General features: G+C 33.5%; 23 protein-coding genes. 12 read left to right on the forward strand and 11 right to left on the reverse strand.

Annotation, left to right across the window (positions count from 1 at the left end; all coding sequences use genetic code 11):
* The first annotated feature begins 42 nt into the window (after positions 1-42).
* The 6 genes from rplM to LPC20_RS01385 all read left to right on the forward strand — a co-directional run bounded on the left by rplM (position 43) and on the right by LPC20_RS01385 (position 4187).
* Positions 43-498: a 50S ribosomal protein L13 gene (rplM, locus tag LPC20_RS01360; RefSeq protein WP_229317673.1), complete on the forward strand. Its 456-nt coding sequence runs from the start codon at positions 43-45 to the stop codon at positions 496-498.
* Positions 498-884: a 30S ribosomal protein S9 gene (gene rpsI, locus LPC20_RS01365; protein ID WP_229317674.1), complete on the forward strand. Its 387-nt coding sequence runs from the start codon at positions 498-500 to the stop codon at positions 882-884. The genes rplM and rpsI overlap by 1 nt, the downstream gene beginning before the upstream one ends.
* Positions 885-1124: 240 nt before the next feature.
* A complete protein-coding gene (gene rpsB / locus LPC20_RS01370) occupies positions 1125-1919 on the forward strand; it encodes a 30S ribosomal protein S2 (RefSeq protein ID WP_229325753.1) in 795 nt (264 codons plus the stop codon).
* 110 nt (positions 1920-2029) lie between these two features.
* Positions 2030-2854, forward strand: coding sequence for a translation elongation factor Ts (tsf, locus tag LPC20_RS01375; RefSeq protein WP_229325755.1), 825 nt, complete (start codon positions 2030-2032; stop codon positions 2852-2854).
* A gap of 114 nt (positions 2855-2968) precedes the next feature.
* Entirely contained in the window at positions 2969-3625 is a 657-nt protein-coding gene (locus tag LPC20_RS01380) for a queuosine precursor transporter (protein WP_229325757.1), read from the forward strand.
* 1 nt (position 3626) lies between these two features.
* The gene (locus tag LPC20_RS01385; RefSeq protein WP_229325759.1) at positions 3627-4187 is read left to right on the forward strand and encodes a DNA-3-methyladenine glycosylase I; all 561 of its coding nucleotides are present in this window, start codon (positions 3627-3629) and stop codon (positions 4185-4187) included.
* A 131-nt stretch (positions 4188-4318) separates the two neighbouring features.
* On the opposite strand, the gene aat is transcribed toward LPC20_RS01385, so the two are convergent.
* The 4 genes from aat to LPC20_RS01405 all read right to left on the reverse strand — a co-directional run bounded on the left by aat (position 4319) and on the right by LPC20_RS01405 (position 9428).
* Positions 4319-4954 (reverse strand): leucyl/phenylalanyl-tRNA--protein transferase, encoded by a 636-nt coding sequence (gene aat, locus LPC20_RS01390; protein WP_229325761.1) that lies wholly within the window; start codon positions 4952-4954, stop codon positions 4319-4321.
* A gap of 125 nt (positions 4955-5079) precedes the next feature.
* Positions 5080-7506 (reverse strand): ribonucleoside-diphosphate reductase subunit alpha, encoded by a 2427-nt coding sequence (locus tag LPC20_RS01395; protein ID WP_229325763.1) that lies wholly within the window; start codon positions 7504-7506, stop codon positions 5080-5082.
* 110 nt (positions 7507-7616) lie between these two features.
* Complete coding sequence (locus LPC20_RS01400; protein ID WP_229325765.1) at positions 7617-8594, reverse strand: ribonucleotide-diphosphate reductase subunit beta; 978 nt, start codon at positions 8592-8594, stop codon at positions 7617-7619.
* A gap of 267 nt (positions 8595-8861) precedes the next feature.
* Positions 8862-9428, reverse strand: a complete 567-nt coding sequence (locus LPC20_RS01405; protein ID WP_229325767.1) for a DUF3109 family protein — start codon at positions 9426-9428, stop codon at positions 8862-8864.
* A gap of 158 nt (positions 9429-9586) precedes the next feature.
* On the opposite strand from LPC20_RS01405, the gene LPC20_RS01410 reads away from it, so the two are divergent.
* From LPC20_RS01410 to LPC20_RS01420, 3 genes are all read left to right on the forward strand, one after another.
* Positions 9587-10168: a MarC family protein gene (locus tag LPC20_RS01410; protein WP_229327167.1), complete on the forward strand. Its 582-nt coding sequence runs from the start codon at positions 9587-9589 to the stop codon at positions 10166-10168.
* A gap of 100 nt (positions 10169-10268) precedes the next feature.
* Positions 10269-10466, forward strand: coding sequence for a hypothetical protein (locus LPC20_RS01415; protein WP_229325769.1), 198 nt, complete (start codon positions 10269-10271; stop codon positions 10464-10466).
* Complete coding sequence (locus LPC20_RS01420; RefSeq protein ID WP_229325771.1) at positions 10459-11082, forward strand: FAD-dependent oxidoreductase; 624 nt, start codon at positions 10459-10461, stop codon at positions 11080-11082. The genes LPC20_RS01415 and LPC20_RS01420 overlap by 8 nt, the downstream gene beginning before the upstream one ends.
* Here the strand turns inward: LPC20_RS01420 and LPC20_RS01425 are convergent, their stop codons facing one another.
* Together LPC20_RS01425 and LPC20_RS01430 are read right to left on the reverse strand one after the other, a co-directional pair.
* Complete coding sequence (locus tag LPC20_RS01425) at positions 11083-11514, reverse strand: deoxycytidylate deaminase (RefSeq protein WP_229325773.1); 432 nt, start codon at positions 11512-11514, stop codon at positions 11083-11085.
* Positions 11515-11516: 2 nt separating this feature from the next.
* Positions 11517-12110 (reverse strand): HupE/UreJ family protein, encoded by a 594-nt coding sequence (locus LPC20_RS01430; protein ID WP_229325775.1) that lies wholly within the window; start codon positions 12108-12110, stop codon positions 11517-11519.
* A 170-nt stretch (positions 12111-12280) separates the two neighbouring features.
* On the opposite strand from LPC20_RS01430, the gene LPC20_RS01435 reads away from it, so the two are divergent.
* From LPC20_RS01435 to LPC20_RS01445, 3 genes are all read left to right on the forward strand, one after another.
* On the forward strand, positions 12281-12712 hold the full coding sequence (locus LPC20_RS01435) for a TerB family tellurite resistance protein (RefSeq protein WP_229325777.1): 432 nt from the start codon (positions 12281-12283) through the stop codon (positions 12710-12712).
* A gap of 211 nt (positions 12713-12923) precedes the next feature.
* Positions 12924-13403: a GNAT family N-acetyltransferase gene (locus LPC20_RS01440; RefSeq protein WP_229325779.1), complete on the forward strand. Its 480-nt coding sequence runs from the start codon at positions 12924-12926 to the stop codon at positions 13401-13403.
* 10 nt (positions 13404-13413) lie between these two features.
* A complete protein-coding gene (locus LPC20_RS01445) occupies positions 13414-14667 on the forward strand; it encodes an aspartate kinase (RefSeq protein ID WP_229325781.1) in 1254 nt (417 codons plus the stop codon).
* Between the two features lie 56 nt (positions 14668-14723).
* Here LPC20_RS01445 and LPC20_RS01450 read toward each other — a convergent pair whose 3' ends face one another.
* The 5 genes from LPC20_RS01450 to LPC20_RS01470 form a co-directional block, all read right to left on the reverse strand.
* On the reverse strand, positions 14724-15203 hold the full coding sequence (locus LPC20_RS01450) for a hypothetical protein (protein WP_229325783.1): 480 nt from the start codon (positions 15201-15203) through the stop codon (positions 14724-14726).
* Positions 15204-15207: 4 nt separating this feature from the next.
* Positions 15208-15843 (reverse strand): carbonate dehydratase, encoded by a 636-nt coding sequence (can, locus tag LPC20_RS01455; RefSeq protein ID WP_229325785.1) that lies wholly within the window; start codon positions 15841-15843, stop codon positions 15208-15210.
* A 33-nt stretch (positions 15844-15876) separates the two neighbouring features.
* On the reverse strand, positions 15877-17517 hold the full coding sequence (locus LPC20_RS01460; protein WP_229325788.1) for a SulP family inorganic anion transporter: 1641 nt from the start codon (positions 17515-17517) through the stop codon (positions 15877-15879).
* A 90-nt stretch (positions 17518-17607) separates the two neighbouring features.
* Positions 17608-17889, reverse strand: a complete 282-nt coding sequence (locus tag LPC20_RS01465) for a hypothetical protein (protein WP_229325790.1) — start codon at positions 17887-17889, stop codon at positions 17608-17610.
* Positions 17890-17980: 91 nt separating this feature from the next.
* On the reverse strand, positions 17981-19051 hold the full coding sequence (locus LPC20_RS01470) for a sensor histidine kinase (protein ID WP_229325793.1): 1071 nt from the start codon (positions 19049-19051) through the stop codon (positions 17981-17983).
* Between the last annotated feature and the right edge of the window lie 17 nt (positions 19052-19068).

A 19068-nucleotide genomic window follows, 5' to 3' on the forward strand; every position in this document is an offset into this window, starting at 1 on the left:
CCCCTTTATTGGGGATGGAATGTTTAATTAAAAATAAAAATTGTGAACACATTAAGCTACAAGACAATTTCAGCTAACAAAGCCACTGTATCAAAAGAGTGGATTGTTGTTGATGCTGATGGTCATAACTTAGGTCGTCTTGCTTCAAAAGTCGCTATGATTTTGAGAGGTAAATACAAGCCAAGTTATACACCGCACGTGGACTGTGGAGATAACGTAATCGTTATTAACGCAGAGAAAATCAACCTTACAGGTAACAAATTGGATGAGAAAACATACATCCGTCACACTGGTTACCCTGGAGGACAAAGAACTTTGACTGCAAAAGTATTGCAATCAAAAAACCCAGCTTTATTAGTAGAAAAAGCTGTAAAAGGAATGTTACCTAAAAACAAATTAGGAGCTGAACTTTTTAGAAATTTAAATGTTGTTGTAGGTTCTGAGCACAAACAAGGCGCTCAAAAACCGAAAACTGTTAACCTAAACGATCTTAAGTAATGGGAGTTATTCACAAAATCGGTAGAAGAAAAACCGCTGTTGCACGTGTTTATGTTTCGGAAGGAACAGGAGTAATCACTGTAAACAAAAAAGAATTCGCAACTTACTTTCCAACTGCTACTTTACAGTACAAAGTGTTACAACCAATGTCAATGACAGAGAACGCTAACAATTTTGACGTAAAAGTAAATGTTTATGGAGGTGGTTCAACTGGTCAAGCAGAAGCTGTAAGAATGGCATTAGCACGTGTAATGTGTGAAGTAAATGCTGAAAACAGAGCTATCTTGAAACCAGAAGGTTTATTAACTAGAGACCCTAGAATGGTTGAACGTAAGAAATTCGGTCAGAAGAAAGCTCGTAAGAGATTCCAATTCTCTAAACGTTAATATTACCTGTCTTGTTCAAATGGAACAAGACATCGTTCATTTATTATTGAATTTAAAAACACAGTTATTGTTGCTCCTACCGAGGTAGGGAATAGTTTAGCATCTAAATGATTTTATTGATTACTAGATTATTAGAAAGCAAGATTGAAAGATTGAAAAATCTAAAAATCCAAAAAATCTAAAAATCCAAAAATCTAAAAAAAACATTGCTAATCAACAGAACGTAAACTAGTACAAAAAATGGCAAACAAAGTTGAAGTAAAAGAATTACTAGAAGCAGGTGTTCACTTCGGACACATGACTAGAAAATGGGATCCAAACATGGCTCCTTACATTTATATGGAACGTAATGGAATCCACATTATCAATCTATATAAAACAGCAGCAAAAATCGAAGAAGCTAATGAAGCTTTGAAAAAAATCGCTGCATCAGGTAGAAAAATCTTATTCGTTGCTACCAAAAAACAAGCAAAAGATATCGTAGCTGAGAAAGCTAAAGCTGCAAACATGCCTTACATCACTGAAAGATGGCCAGGTGGAATGTTGACTAACTTCGTAACTATCCGTAAAGCTGTAAAAAAAATGGCTACTATTGATAAAATGAAGAAAGACGGAACATTCATGACTCTTTCTAAAAAAGAGCGTTTGCAAGTAGATCGTCTTCGTGCTAAATTAGAGAAAAACTTAGGTTCTATCGCTGACATGTCTAGACTACCTGCAGCCTTGTTCGTAGTTGATATCAAAGCAGAACACATCGCAATAAAAGAAGCTCAAAAATTAAACATTCCAGTTTTCGCAATGGTGGATACAAATTCAGACCCAAGAGAGGTTGATTACGTAATCCCTGCAAATGATGATGCTTCTAAATCAATCGATAAAATTTTAACTTTAGTTACTGCAGCTGTTGTTGAAGGTCTTTCTGATAGAGGATCTGAAAAAGACGCTGAAGAAGTTGCTGCTCCTGCTGCTGAAGTAGAAGCTGCTGTTGAAGTAGAAGCTGCTCCTGCTGCTGAAGCTCCAGCAACTGAAGAATAAATAAAACCATTTAAAGATTGAAGGATTTAAAGATTACAAAATATTAATTATTACAATTGATACTTAGTCCTTAAATTTTTCAATCTTTTAATCTTTAAATTTAAAAAATTATGGCAACAATTACTGCTGCAGACGTAAATAAATTAAGAACAATCACAGGTGCAGGTATGATGGACTGTAAAAAAGCCTTGGTTGAAGCTGACGGAGATTTTGATTTAGCTATCGAGAACTTACGTAAAAAAGGACAAAAAGTAGCAGCTAACCGTTCTGATAGAGAATCTACAGAAGGTGCTGTTATCGCTGTTGTAAACGACGCCAAAACATCAGGTGTTGTTATCTCATTAAACTGTGAAACTGACTTCGTTGGTAAAAACGAATCTTTCGTGAAATTGGCACAAGAATTAGCTGCTTTAGCTTTGAACTTTGATTCTAAAGAAGCATTCTTAGCAACTGATTTCCACGGAATCACTGTAGCTGACAAATTAATCGAGCAAACAGGAGTAATAGGAGAAAAAATTGAAATCAGTTCTTTCGAAAGATTAGAAGGAGCCTTCGTTGGTTCTTACATCCACGCTGGAAACAAAATCGCTACTTTAGTTTCATTATCTGCTAATGTTGCTGGAGCTGAAGAAGCTGCTAGAAACGTAGCTATGCAAGCTGCTGCTATGAACCCAATTGCTTTGAACGAAGCTGGTGTTGATGCTGCTGTTATTGAAAAAGAAATTGAAATCGCAAAAGAGCAATTGAGAGCTGAAGGAAAACCAGAAGCAATGTTGGAAAACATTTCTAAAGGAAAAATCCAACGTTTTTACAAAGACAATACATTAGTAAACCAAGATTATATCAAAGATGGTGCTATGAATGTTGCTGCTTACGTAAAATCAGTAGATGCTAACTTGACTGTTACAGGATTTAAAAGAGCTGCTTTAGGATAATCTAAAGTAGATTTTTATCTCCAATATAAAATCCCATTCCTAACGGAATGGGATTTTTTTGTAGCAATAATTAAAAATAAAAATAGTAAGTTTGAAATACTAAACACTGCACCAATGTTCAAATCCAAAAAAGACATCGTATTTGTAATCTTAGCAGGTATTTTCATTACCAATGCCGTGGTTGCCGAATTAATTGGGGGAAAACTAATTCAAATTGGTCCATTTTTAATGAGTATCGGAATTTTACCTTGGCCAATTGTTTTTTTAACTACAGATTTAATCAATGAATACTTTGGCGAAAAAGGCGTTCGCCGACTGTCTATTCTTACCGCTTGTTTAATCGCTTATGCTTTTATCATTTTACTACTTGGAATTGCCATTCCGGCTGCCAAAGGAATTAGCCCAGTAAGTGACGAACAATTTCAAGCTGTTTTCGGACAAAGCATGTGGATTATTGTCGGAAGTATTATAGCCTTCTTAGTTTCGCAATTAATTGACGTAACTGTTTTTTGGTTTTTCAAAAACAAGACTGGTGATACTAAGATTTGGCTTAGAGCAACAGGATCAACAGTTGTTTCACAGTTATTTGATTCATTTATTGTTTTGGGAATTGCATTTTGGCTACCTGGAAAAATTGACTTTGAAACGTTTATGGGCTCCGCATTAACAGGCTATACTTTTAAATTAGGCATAGCGATACTTTTAACGCCTTTAATTTATTTAGGACACCGAATTATAAAAAACTATTTAGATAGCGATCTACCAGCTTAAAATGGATAAAAACAGATGCAAATGGTGCGTAGGCATCCCGATTTACGAAGCCTATCACGATCACGAATGGGGAGTTCCCGTTTATGACGACCAAAAATTATTTGAATTTCTAATTCTAGAAACCTTTCAAGCAGGTTTAAGTTGGATCACCATTCTGAAAAAAAGGGAAAACTTCCGTATGGCTTTTGATCAATTTGATTACCAAAAAATAGCGTTATACAGCGAAACAAAAATTAAAGAACTACTTCAAGATTCAGGCATTATTCGTAACCAATTAAAAATACGTGCAACAATAACTAATGCAATTGCTTTTATGGAAGTCCAAAAAGAATTCGGTAGTTTCAGTAAATACATTTGGCAATTTACAGATGGCAAGCCAATTGTGAATCAACCACAGACTATGAAAGACATTCCTTCTACTACTCCCCTTTCGGATGCCATTAGTAAAGATTTGAAAAAACGTGGGTTTAAATTTGTAGGTTCGACAGTAGTCTATGCTCATATGCAAGCCACCGGAATGGTAGACGATCACGTTGCTGATTGTTGGAAAAGAACTAACTAAGTATGATTTACGAGGTACGATATACGAAGTACAAAGTGAAGTATAAACTACGCATTTGTCATGCTGAACTTGTTTCAGCATCTAGTTACGAGAACACAATTTGATATTGAAATTTATATTTACCATTAAATTCAGCTTTTCAAAATTTCAATGAATTCATCTCTTGCGATTTCACGACAACCTAAACTTTCTAAATGCGGATTGTAAATTTGGCAATCCAACAACTTATAATTATTTGCTTTTAAATGGCGTGACCAATTAATAAAAGCTACTTTAGAAGCATTGGCTACTTTTGAAAACATACTTTCTCCACAGAAAATAGTTCCTAAGTCAACTCCGTACAAACCACCAACTAGTTCATCGTCTTGCCATACCTCAACCGATTTGGCTATGCCTAATTCATTTAACTTACAATAGGCTTCAATCATCTCATTGGTAATCCAAGTTCCTTGTTGCCCTTCTCTATTAATTTTTTGACAATTGGAAATCACACCTCTAAAATCTTGATTAAAGGTTACTTTAAATGTGTTTCGATTTAAAATGTTTCGCATACTTTTGGAAACTACTAAATCATCAAAAAATAATACCATTCTGGGATTGGGCGACCACCACAATATAGGATCACCCGCTTCAAACCAAGGGAAAATACCACTTTTGTATGCCAATACTAATCGATCCGAGGATAAGTCTCCACCAATAGCTAAAAAGCCGTCTTCGCTAGCTGTAGCAACGGGAGGAAATACTAATTCATTAGTGAGGTAATGCATTTTGAAAATAAATGATTTAAAGCTACAAACCTTTATAGGCTGGAAGCTTTTTTGATGAAATGAAAACAGCCATCAAAAATGACAGCTGTTTTACTATTTATTTGCCCTTAAGCAGATTGTAATTATTATGAACCACACATTTCGCAATCTTCAGGACCTGCGTTACGCGCTTGTTCAATCATCGCTCTGTATTCTTCGGCAGTCATTTCAACTGCTTCATTAACTACTGCAACAGGTTGTTCCTTCACTTCTAATTCAACTACTGCTTCTGGCTCTTGTTTTTTATCATTGTTTACAGTAAACTTAATCGCATCTACTGCTGATTTCGTTCTTAAATAATACATTCCTGTTTTTAAACCTGATTGCCAAGCGTAGAAATGCATCGATGTTAACTTAGAATAATTCGCATCTTGCATAAACAAGTTCAACGATTGTGATTGGTCAATAAAATACCCTCTGTGACGTGACATATCGATAATATCTTTCATTGACATTTCCCAAACGGTTTTGTACAATTCTTTCAAATCTTTCGGAATCACATCAATGTTTTGAACAGATCCATTTTCACGCATGATTTGCTGTTTCAACGATTCGTTCCATAAGCCACGCTCTACTAAATCATGTAATAAATGCTTGTTTACTACAATGAATTCTCCTGACAATACACGACGAGTGTACAAGTTAGAAGTATATGGTTCAAAAGCTTCGTTGTTACCTAAAATTTGAGAAGTAGAAGCCGTTGGCATTGGCGCAACTAACAATGAGTTTCTAACTCCGTGTTCTACCACTTCTTTTCGTAACGATGCCCAATCCCAACGACCAGATAACTCTTCGTCTTTCATTCCCCAAAGGTTGTGTTGGAATTCTCCTTGAGATATTGGAGATCCTTTGAAAGTAGAATATGGGCCTTCTTCTTTAGCCATTTCCATTGAAGCAGTAACTGCAGCAAAGTATAATGTTTCGAAGATTTCTTGGTTTAATTTTTTAGCTTCATCACTTGTAAATGGTAAACGCAACATGATGAAAGCATCTGCTAATCCTTGCACACCAAGACCTACTGGACGGTGACGTAAATTAGAATTTTCTGCTTCTTTTACAGGATAGTAATTTCTATCAATTACTTTATTCAAGTTGCGAGTCACACGCTTAGTAACATCAAACAACAATTGGTGATTGAAACTTCCGTTTTCAACAAACATTGGTAACGAAATCGAAGCCAAGTTACATACCGCAATTTCATCTTTAGAAGTGTACTCCATAATCTCGGTACACAAGTTAGACGAACGGATTGTTCCTAAATTCTTTTGGTTTGATTTACGGTTGGCCGCATCTTTATATAACATGTATGGGGTTCCAGTCTCAATTTGAGATTCTAGGATTTTTTCCCATAATTCACGAGCTTTAATCGTTTTTCTACCTTTACCTTGAGTTTCATATGAAGTATACAACGCTTCAAATTCGTCTCCATATACATCATACAATCCAGGACATTCGTTTGGACACATTAAGGTCCAGGTAGTATCTTCTTGCACACGTTTCATGAACAAGTCTGACGTCCACATTGCAAAGAATAAATCTCTCGCACGCATTTCTTCTTTTCCTGTATTCTTTTTCAAATCCAAGAAATCAAAAATATCAGCATGCCAAGTTTCGATATAAATCGCAAAACTTCCTTTACGCTTTCCTCCTCCTTGATCTACATAACGAGCCGTATCGTTAAACACTCTCAACATAGGAACAATTCCGTTTGAAGTTCCGTTAGTTCCACGAATGTAAGAACCTGTTGCACGCACATTGTGAATTGACAATCCAATTCCTCCTGCCGATTGCGAGATTTTAGCGGTTTGTTTTAAGGTATCGTAAATTCCATCAATACTGTCGTCTTGCATCGCCAAGAGGAAACAAGAAGACATTTGTGGTTTTGGTGTACCCGCATTGAACAATGTTGGCGTGGCATGCGTAAAGAATTTTTTCGACATTAAGTCGTACGTTTCAATCACTGAATCCAAATCATTCATGTGGATTCCTACCGAAACACGCATCAACATATGTTGTGGACGCTCTACAATTTTTCCGTTGATACGCAACAAATACGAACGCTCTAAAGTTTTAAATCCGAAGTAATCGTAATTAAAATCTCTATTGTAAATGATATGCGAATTTAAAAATTCGGCATTTTCTTGGATTACTTTATGAACTTCTTCTGACAATAAAGGAGAAGCCTGGTTGGTTCTAGGATTAACATAATGGTACATCTCATTCATCGTTTCAGAGAATGATTTGTTGGTATTTTTGTGCAAGTTAGAAATTGCAATACGCGCTGCTAACTGTGCATAATCTGGATGTGCTATCGTCATCGACGCTGCGGTTTCGGCCGCAAGATTATCTAGTTCTGATGTAGTAACACCGTCATACAATCCTTCAATCACACGCATTGCTACTTTTACAGCATCAACTAAATCATTTAAACCATAACATAGTTTTTTAATTCTATCTGTGATTTTGTCAAACATTACCGGCTCTTTATGGCCGTCTCTTTTTACTACATACATAATCTTGTGGTTTTAAGAAAACAAAAAATCCCTTCTTTGCTTTCGAGTATTTGTTATTATTTTTTTGCGCCGCAGCGCGGTAATCTATTTAGAATCGAAACAAGTTCGAATTAAAAATCAGCGTCGAATGTAATTTTTTGAGCTTCAGAATCGGTATTCATTACTCCTGCTTTTTGATATTCACCAACACGTTTCTCGAAGAAATTTGTTTTTCCTTGTAACGAAATCATGTCCATGAAATCAAAAGGATTGGATGAATTATACACTCTTTCACAACCTAATTCTACTAAAAGTCTATCGGTAACAAACTCCAAGTATTGCGTCATTAAATTGGCATTCATTCCAATCAAACTAGCTGGAAGCGACTCTGTTATAAATTTTCTTTCGATATCCAAAGCATCAGTCAAAATTTCTGTGATTCTAGCTTTTGGCACTTTGTTTACCAAATGGTGGTTATGCAAATGAACTGCAAAATCACAGTGCATTCCTTCGTCTCTTGAAATCAACTCATTTGAAAATGTCAAACCAGGCATTAAACCACGTTTTTTCAACCAATAGATAGAACAGAAAGATCCAGAGAAGAAAATCCCTTCTACAGCTGCAAAAGCAATTAAACGTTCTGCAAAAGAATCAGAGCTAATCCATTTTAAAGCCCATTCTGCTTTCTCTTTAATAGCTGGAAACGTTTCTATTGCATGAAACAATTCGTGTTTTTCAGCTTCGTCTTTTACATAAGTATCAATCAGCAAAGAATAGGTTTCGCTATGAATGTTCTCCATCATGATTTGGAAACCATAGAAAAACTTCGCTTCAGGATATTGTACTTCAGACACAAAATTTTCAGCTAAATTTTCATTTACAATTCCGTCAGAAGCGGCAAAAAATGCTAAAATATGCTTGATAAAGTAACGCTCATCGTCATTTAACTTGTTGTTCCAATCATTCAAATCGGTATGCAAGTCAATTTCTTCAGCTGTCCAAATACACGCTTCTTGTTTCTTATACCATTCCCAAATATCTTGGTGTTTTATTGGAAAAATAACAAAACGATCTTTGTTTTCTTGTAAAATTGGTTCAATAGCAGACATAATTATGGTTTGTTTTTTTGATTGAAAATAAATGAAATTTGGGATTGTTTGGGGTTTACAAAGATTGTGAAATATTGCGGTTATTAAAAGTCAAACTTATTCACAATCAGCCCTAGTTTTTAACAAAGTTAAAAATAACTGGGTTTTTGAACCAAAAACATAATTTGCTAAAAATCAATGTTTTAAAACCAATAAAAATCGTTGTAGTGCCGTAAAATATAGGATTTCTGAGCAATTAGCTAGCGGCAAAAAGAGGAGTTAGATAATCTATTTTTTTAAATCTGTTGCTACTTTTTCAAGTTCCAAATACCAGTCTTCGCCAAACTTTCTAACTAATGCTTCTTTGACAAATTTATAGACTGGAACTTGCAATTCTTTGCCCAAACTACAAGCGTCATCACAAATGTCCCATTTGTCGTAATTCACAGCAGTAAACTCGCTAAAATCTTTCACTCGAATAGGATATAAATGACAGGAAACTGGTTTTTTCCAACTTACAATTCCTTCATTGTAAGCTTGTTCAATTCCACACAAAGCCGTTGCGCCATCAAAAATAACGTAGGCACAATCTTTGCCTTCAATTAAGGTAGTTTCCAAATCTCCGTCTGTACCCTTAATCCATGTTCCTTGCGCTTCAATAGCAGCAATTCCTTCCGGACGTAAATAAGGTTTTACCTTTGGGTAAATTTCCTCAAGAATTTTTGTTTCTTCTTCGCTCAATGGTGCGCCAGCATCGCCATCAATACAGCAATTGCCTTTACAAGCGGATAAATTACAAACAAAATCTCTTTCGAGTATTTCTTCAGAAACGATGGTTTTACCTAATTGAAACATTGAATACCTAATTAACAAATGAAATGCAAAGGTAAACAAAGCTCTCGAAGAAATATACTCCTGATAAACACTATTACAAAAATGGTATAATTATGGGTGAATTAATTGTATCACAATACATTAATTTCTTTAAATGTGTAACTTTGCAAAAAAAAGATATGTTCGAAATTGATTTTAGAGAAATCCTAACCGTTGGAATGGTATTATTTGCTGTAATTGACATTGTAGGTAGTATTCCAATTATAGTGGATTTACGAACAAAACACGGTCACATTGAATCTGAAAAAGCGTCAATAGTTGCAGGAATAATTATGATTGTCTTTTTATTTATTGGAGAAGAGTTTTTGAAAATTATCGGAATCGATGTCCATTCATTTGCAGTTGCAGGATCCTTTGTTTTGTTTTTCATTGCCTTGGAAATGATTTTAGGTATCCGAATTTACAGGGATGAAGAATCAAGTTCTGCCTCTATCGTGCCTATTGCCTTCCCTTTAATTGCAGGCGCAGGAACAATGACCACACTCCTTTCATTACGTTCTGAATTTCACACTGTCAATATTCTTATTGCTATTATATTGAATTTAATATTAGTCTATATAGTATTGAAATTATCATCAAGATTAGAAAAGATGCTTGGTAAAAACGGACTGGGAGTTATACGTAAAGCTTTTGGGGTAGTGCTTTTGGCTATTGCTGTTAAATTATTTGCCGCTAATGTTAAAGGTTTGTTTGTCTTATAAAAAAAAGTATAAATTTACACCGGTATTTGATGATAGTCCATTATAAATTGGTTTATCCCAGATTTATTTTCATCAATCTTTAACTACTAATTTTTTATTTATGAAGATTTTTACAACAATTTTGATTTTTTTAGCGTCTGCTTTACTATTGTTTAACATAAGCCGACTTGATATTTCTCATTTTTTTGAAGGCGATAGTATGTATGCTTTAATCGGCATTGGAGCTTCAATCTGTGCTATTCTAATTCTATTGATTTTCAGAATGTCTAAGGATATTGAAAAAAGAATGAATGAATAATCAATTTGACGCATTAATTATTGGAGGTGGCGTTTCAGGGATATCTTGCGCACTTGTTTTAGGCTCGGCAAAAAACAAACCTATTGCCTCAAATAAAAAAATTGGAATTTTCACCCACCAAAAATCTTCCGCATTACAAGAAGCCGTTTTCAATAATGCTTATGGAATTGCTCCAGGCAAATTAGGTTCTGAATTATTAGACGAAAGTACTGCACATCTTTCTGAATTGTACCCGCATATTATTCAAATTCCAAATGAAAAAATAATTGAAATTCAAGGAGCATTTCCTGAATTTACCGTTATTTCAAATAAAAACACTTACCAGACAAAATATATAATTGTAGGTGTTGGTTCTGCCAATACATTTGATATTAAAGGTCTTACTGAATTTGTGGTGCCACACCAAAAATCTTTGACTGAAAAACAACGAATTCAACTACAAAATACCGATCATAAAGTAACTGAAGGCATCTATGTAATAGGAACTTTAGCGGGTTGTCGAAGTCAGTTGACAATTGCAGCAGGAAGTGGAGCAGCAGTAGCTACCGATTTACTAACGCTATGGAATGATGGTATAGCTGTTCAAGTACATGACAGCATTAAAAAAAAGCTATAATTATTCTTCTAAAACAGGAATTTGTTCAATTTCAATTCCGGCTTTAATTAAAAATTGAAGTCCCGAATCATCACGGTATCCATTGTGATACACTACTCGTTTAATTCCAGATTGATGAATTAACTTACTGCATTCTTTACATGGAGAAAGAGTGATATACAAGGTAGCTCCTTCACAAGATTGTGTTGAACGTGCCACTTTAAGAATAGCATTCGCTTCGGCATGTAAAACGTCCCAACGCGTCAAACCTTCTTCATCTTCGCAGCAATTTTCAAAACCCGAAGGCGTTCCATTGTAACCATCTGAAATAATCATGCGGTCTTTTACAATAATAGCACCTACTTGTTTGCGTTTACAATAGGACAACAAACTCCATTCTTTGGCAATCCTTAAATACGCTTTATCGTATTTGTTTAATTTTTTATCTTCCATTTTTATTGATTCCAAATTTCACTTTCTATAATCATCGGTAATACAACTCCGACGATAAATGCCGAACCTACTAATATCCAATCGCGTCTAGAGTATTTAAAGACAGTTTGCACAATATAAGCCAATACTAAAACAGCCAAAACAACTGTTAATTGTGCCGCTTCGATTCCTAATGCAAATTCTAACAAAGGAACTAATTTAGAATTGGAACTGCCTCCTAGCAACGTATTAAAGTAATTAGAAAAACCAAATCCATGGATGATTCCAAAAAAAAGCGTAATTAAAAAAACCCAATTAATTTTTCCTTTTTTATTTGATTTTCCAATACTGGCTAAATTATAAATAGCGGTTAAGAGTATCGTGATTGGAATTAGAAATTCAATAAAACTGGCCTTGACGACTAAAATTTTGTACACAGAAAAAACCAAGGCAGTCGTATGTCCAAGAGTAAATAAAGTAACCGAGAGGATAATTTTTTTCCAGTCCTTAAAAGTAAAAGGAATTACTAAGGCCATCAAAAACAAAACATGATCGTAAGCCTGAATGTCTAAAACATGATGCAACCCAATTTGAAAGTAAACCCAAAATTCTGACATATTTTTTCAAATTTCTAATTATTGGTAAACTTACAATTAATTTTGAAAAAGTGAATTTAATAGCCCGAGAAATAGTTTCACAAATAAAAAACATTCCGAATTTACGAATGAAAGTAGTCTGTTTTTTGTAAAAATTTGTACCTTTATGGTAATCATTAAACACAATTATTATGTCATTTTCAGATTTATTTGATAGCGAATTCAAAACAAGAAACAAAGGTCATTTTTCAGCAATAGCTCGTGTAGCACTTGCTGATGGATACTCATCAGTTAAAGAGAAAACATTTTTAGACAAACTAGCCGCTAATCTTGAAATTTCAAATTCAGAATACGAGGAGATTTTAGAAAATCCAACCAAGTATCCAATAAATCCGCCTTATTCTTACAATGAACGATTGGAGCGTTTATTTGATCTAGGCCGAATGGTTTATATTGATGATGAATTAGGAGAAGGACAATTACAATTATTAGAAAAATTTGGAATTGCTTTAGGATTTACTCCAAGTAACGTAGAATTTATTGTTAGAAAAGCATTGAAACTAATTGAGAAAAAATCGGATTTAGATACCTTTATATACGAAATGAAAAATATGTATAAATAATCCCATTTTAAAAATTATATAAAACAAAAGCTCCTTAGTTAAGGGGCTTTTTTAATGAAATCGAGTGCAGTAATTCAAATTGGAAGTAACAAATAGTGTGTTTTTTGTGAAAATGATACAAATTATAGTATGAAGTGGCCTATCATTGTATATTTGTTACTCCAATTAAGATGCAATTTGTTTTTAAAAATTAAATCTAAAACCAAAAAAAATGATCGTACGAAAAGGAACACCGGAGGATATGCAAGCGGTTTTGGATTTAATCCAAGAATTAGCCGAATTTGAAAAAGAACCAGAGGCTGTAGTGATTACAGTAGATGATTTAATCCGAGACGGTTTTGGATCTCATCCATTATTTCATGTATTTGTTGCCGAAGTAGATCAAACAATTGTTGGCATTGCTTTGTATTATTACCGTTATTCTACTTGGAAAGGCAAAACAATTCATCTTGAAGATTTAGTAGTCAAACAAAGTGTTAGAGGAACAGGTATTGGATATGCATTGTATTCAGAAATTATTAAACAGGGAAAAATAGATAAAGTAAGACGAATTGAATGGGCTGTACTGGATTGGAATACACCGGCTATTGAGTTTTATGAAAACTCTGGAGCGAAGGTTTATGACGAGTGGAAAATAGCACAAATGGATGAGGAAAGTATTCATTATTTTGTTGAAAATAAATTAAAATAGCAAATAAACTATGAGAATATTCAAATTTGGTGGGGCTTCTGTAAAAGATGCCGATGGTATCAAAAACGTGTATGACGTATTGCAAAAAGCAGGTTACGAAGATGTTTTATTGGTGGTTTCTGCCATGGGTAAAACTACTAACGCATTGGAAGTTGTGATCAAAAATTACTTCGAAAAATCGAATGAGTTAAATTCATCCGTTCAGGAAATAAAAAAGTACCACAATCAGATTGTTTTAGATTTGTTTGAGAACGAAAACGATCCAGTTTTTGCTGCTGTAAATGAACAATTTTCCGACTTAGAATATTTTTTAGCGCACAACAAATCCCCAAATTATAATTTTGTTTACGACCAAATTGTAAGTTATGGCGAATTAATTTCAACAACCATTTTAAGTCACTTCATGAATTTCATGGGTATAAAAACGCAATGGTTAGACGTTAGAAATTTCATTAAAACGGATGCTAATTATAGAGATGCTGGAGTAGATTGGGAATTGACTCAAAAAAACATTTCAAAAAATATCGCGCCAAAAATTCTAAATATTACTCAAGGATTCTTAGGGTCTGATGAAAATAATTTTACTACTACTTTAGGGAGAGAAGGCTCTGATTATACCGCAGCAATTTTTGCTTATTGCTTGAATGCAGAAAGTGTAACCATTTGGAAAGATGTTCCAGGAGTAATGAATGCCGACCCACGTTATTTTGAAAACGCAAGTTTGCTGAATCAAATTTCCTATCGTGAAGCTATCGAGTTGGCTTTTTATGGTGCATCTGTAATTCACCCAAAAACCTTACAGCCCTTACAAAAAAAAGAAATTCCTTTGTATGTAAAGTCATTTCTAAATCCTTTATTAAAAGGAACAAGTGTTTCTAAAGGCGTGGATCTAGAACCGCATTTACCTTGTTTTATAGTAAAAAGAAACCAATTATTAATATCGCTTTCTTCCATTGATTTCTCTTTTATAATGGAAGAAAATATTAGTGAAATTTTTGGATTATTTCATGCTCACAAAATTAAAGTGAACTTAATTCAAAATTCGGCAATTAGTTTTTCTGTATGTGTCGAAGATAAATTTGGACAATTCAATGAATTGAATGCTATACTTTCTAAAAAGTTTAAAGTCGATTTTGAAGAAAATGTTACCTTGTATACCATTCGACACTTTGATGAATCGGCAGCTACAACTGTTGAAAAAGACAAAACAGTATTATTAAAACAAATTAGTAGAGAAACAATGCAAATTGTCACTAAAGAATAATTCATTAATAAAAAAAGCACCTAATAAGGTGCTTTTTTTATAATTATGAAAATGTACTAATACTGATACAAAACTGCTTTTGTTTCGTCAGGTTTCTCAGATAAAATAACTACGAAAGGGCTTTTTAAACTTGCTGCCTTTTCTTGAAGTCTTCTTTTCTTCATCTTCTTCACATCATAATCTGCTTGACCTTTGGTAACGCCAAAAAAAGAGTTAATTGATTCTCCTTTTTTTAAACCTATAGTTTGAGACTGTTCTAAGAAAACAACTTCGTTAAAATTAGCTTTATCTTCACAATTAATTCTATTTGAAATCGTAGCGACTTCTCCATTAGATTTATTTGTGAGTGACGCAACAGCATATTTGCTTATTTTTTCAACTTCTGTACTATTTGGCATTGAAAAGTATACCAAATTGGTTTCTTGCTTAATCAAATTAACAGCCATTTTTTCGCCATTATGCTTTACTAAATCATGAGTTTGAGCGGACATAAAAAACGACACCATACAACTCAATACAATACCTGTCTTTTTCATTTTCTTAAAATTTAAGTTGATACACATTATCTAAATCTTTCTCTGAACTTATATTAACTTGCAAATCAGTTACAAATCCTGAGTTCAATCCATAAACCCAGCCATGCAAAGTTAATTCTTGTCCTTTTCTCCAAGCAGACTGAACGATCGAGGTTTTAGCCAAATCGAAAACCTGTTCCTTAACATTGAGTTCTACAAATTTATTAAATCTTTCGTTTTCATCGAGAAAAGAGTCTAAATATTCATTATGCAAACGATAAACATCTTTTATGTGTCGGATCCAATTATCTATAATTCCAATAGAATCATTACCCATAGCGGCTTTTACTCCTCCGCAACCATAATGACCACAAACTAATACATGTTTTACCTTAAGAACATTAACCGCGTAATCAAGAACGCTTAACATATTCATATCAGAATGAATTACCATATTAGCAATATTTCTGTGAACAAAAACTTCTCCTGGTTTAGCTCCTATAATTTCATTAGCCGGCACTCTACTATCAGAACAACCAATCCATAATAATGGAGGGGTTTGCCCTTTGGCTAAATCTTTAAAATAATTGGGGTCTTTTTTAAGTGAATCTTCAACCCATTTGGCATTATTGTCTAAAATCTTTTTATAAAAATCTATCATAATAATTGTTGTTATTAATAAACTTAAAGCCTACTATTTGAAATTACCAACTTTTTTTTCAACCATTTTTCTTTTAAGAGCATCATAATAATGCTCAATAGTGACATGGTTCTCTTCACTGTTTTCTAATTGATAAGTCTTTTTAAAGCCTTTAATTTGAACGTTTATTGAATTTTCTTTAGCTCTAATTGTCTTAAACTCATGAATCAAATCTAATATGTCATGAGCGATATAAACGGTATCTGATGCGTCAATTATTACCTTAGAATTATTTGGGATATTTTTTAAAGTTTCTTTAATATCGGCTTTATTCAAAAAAGAAACTTCTTGTGCTAAATCAATATGAATAACATCTCCGTCGATATACTCCTCTTTTCTAAACACATATGCCCGTTTAAGATTTCCTTTCAAAACAAAAATAACACTAATAATCATCCCAAGAACTACCCCTTTTAAAAGATCTGTAAAAACAACTGCAATCAAAGTAGCTATAAATGGAATAAATTGATACTTTCCTTTTTTCCAAAAATGAATAAATGTGGCTGGTTTAGCTAGCTTATATCCAACTAAAAGTAATACAGCTGCTAATGTAGCTAATGGAATTTTATTGAGAAGTAAAGGAATTGTAATTACACTCACAAATAACAAAACTCCGTGGATGATAGCAGACAGCTTAGACTTTGCACCAGCAGTACTATTTGCAGAAGAACGAACTACAACTGATGTCATTGGTAACCCCCCAATTAATGAACTTAAAATGTTTCCTACACCTTGTGCTTTCAACTCTACATTAGTATCAGTATAGCGCTTATGCACATCCATTCTGTCAGCTGCTTCAATACACAATAATGTTTCAATTGAAGCTACAATTGCTATTGTAATTCCCACTAACCAAACTTTTTGATTCACAATTCCGGCGAAATCAGGAAACACAATAATTTGTTGAAAGTCGTCTAAAGAAGCTGGTGATGGTAAAGAAACTAAATGCTCTTTACCAATGGCAAAGTGACTACCAGTACGAATAAACAATTCATTAATAATTATCCCTAAAACTACAGCCACTAATGCTCCAGGAATTAATTTTAATCGTTTTAAAACTGGAACTTTATCCCAAATAATCAAAACAAATAATGAAATTAAAGCAATTATTATTGAACCTATTTGGATAAAATCAAAAATAGAGAGTAATGATGTAATTGAATTGTTCCCGTCTGACTGAAGAAAGGATTGGTCTCCTTCAAAATCGCTATCAAATCCTATTGCGTGGGGTAATTGCTTCATAATTATAATGATTCCAATTCCGGCGAGCATTCCTTCAATTACATTAGTAGGAAAAAAGTTCGATATTGTACCCGCTTTTATGTACCCCAGAATTAATTGAATTATTCCAGCAATAAATACAGCCGTCAAAAACAAATTAAAACTTCCTAAATCAGTTATTGCAGTTAAAACAATTGCTGTCAATCCAGCTGCAGGACCAGAAACACTTATATGTGATTGACTTAAAAAGCCTACTACTACACCACCAATTACTCCAGAAATAATCCCTGAAAATAATGGAGCCCCTGAAGCCATCGCAATTCCTAAACACAATGGAAGAGCTACTAAAAAAACAACTAGACCAGAGGCAAAATCGGATTTAAAGTGAGAAAAAAGATTAATTTTTTTTGACATGATATTGAACTAAATTATAGATAAAATAAAGCACAGGTTGAGAGTGCAAAGAATGATTTTAAAACGATTTGTTTCAAAATAAATACTATTTTAACTTAGTTCTGGAGGTGGTATAAAAATTCCTAAAGAAACATCCTTTTGTTTAATTGGGTTTTCAGAGGATACAAATTTGCTTATTGTTGATGGTAAAAAAAGTCTGTTAGGAATTTGTTCAAAATAAAAAACTAGCTTGATGTCTTTCTGAACTTGTTCTTCTTCAGAAAAATCGCAGACAATAGAAATACTACTATCATTTTCAATAGCACTAACAACTGTAGGTGAAATTAAAAATAAAACAAATAAAAAAAGAAATATACTAGCCAGTTTTTTCATTCAAACAAAATTAACATTAATCTTGTTTAAACCATTTAAAATATTTAAAATAAGTATAAAATTATTTTATGAAAAAATGCTAATTCTTAAATTATTTTTTAAATTGTTTGTGCGCTCTATCGACAGTAAATGAAAATTCAGAACCTTTGCCAAACTCACTTTCCACATAAATTTTTTGTTTATGTGCTTCAATAATATGCTTGACAATAGAGAGTCCAAGCCCTGAACCTCCTTCAGACCTTGAGCCACTCTTGTTTACTCTATAAAATCGTTCAAAAAGTCGGGGTATATTTTGCGATTCTATTCCCTCCCCATTATCCGTAAATCGTACTAACAATTTTTTGCTTGTAAATCCAGTAACTGAAATTTCAGTTTCTCCATCTACTTTACCATATTTAATAGAGTTTACAATTAAATTGATAATCACTTGTTGGAGTTTATCTTTGTCCGCCCATACCCACATTGGCTTATTATTTTGCTCCAGTACTAAGCTAATGTTCTTTTTTGCTGCTTTCATTTCAAGCATGTCGATAACGCTTTGAATTAGTTCAACGATGTCAAAATCGGAAAATTCTAGATTCAATTCTCCTGATTCTAACTTACTAATCATATCAAGATCTTCAACTATATATATTAAACGCTCAACTCCTTTTTCAGCGCGTTCTAAGTATTTTTTTAAAATTGCTTTATCTTCCATTGCACCCTCATTAAGAGTAGATAAGTAACCCTGAACTGTAAAAAGAGGTGTTTTTAATTCGTGGGAAACATTGCCTAAAAATTCTCTTCGGTATTGTTCTCTAACCTGAAGCATTTCGATCTCTAATTTTTTATCCGAAGCAAATTTCTTTACTTTTCTGGATAGCGTCTCCATGTCAGTTGCTATGGGCTGATTCCCTGTTGCCGATTCTAGCATTGCAACATCGTCGTAAATTTTCCTAATTCTGTTGTAAATAAACCGTTCAATTCTGTATTGCAAGACTAAAAAAGAGAAGAAAAACAAAATCAAGAAGAAAATTAATCCATATAATAAAACCGCATTCTTTTCTTCTTTGAAAGTGAATCGAAGTAAAATCATTCCAAATAAAGCAGCTACTATACTTATTAAAGAGCCAGATCTTAATGCAAAACGATAATTTCTTTTAAAACTTTTTTTAACAACCATATCCATATAAATAAAAA

It is taken from the genome of Flavobacterium ammonificans (assembly GCF_020886115.1).
In the GTDB taxonomy this organism is placed as follows: domain Bacteria; phylum Bacteroidota; class Bacteroidia; order Flavobacteriales; family Flavobacteriaceae; genus Flavobacterium; species Flavobacterium ammonificans.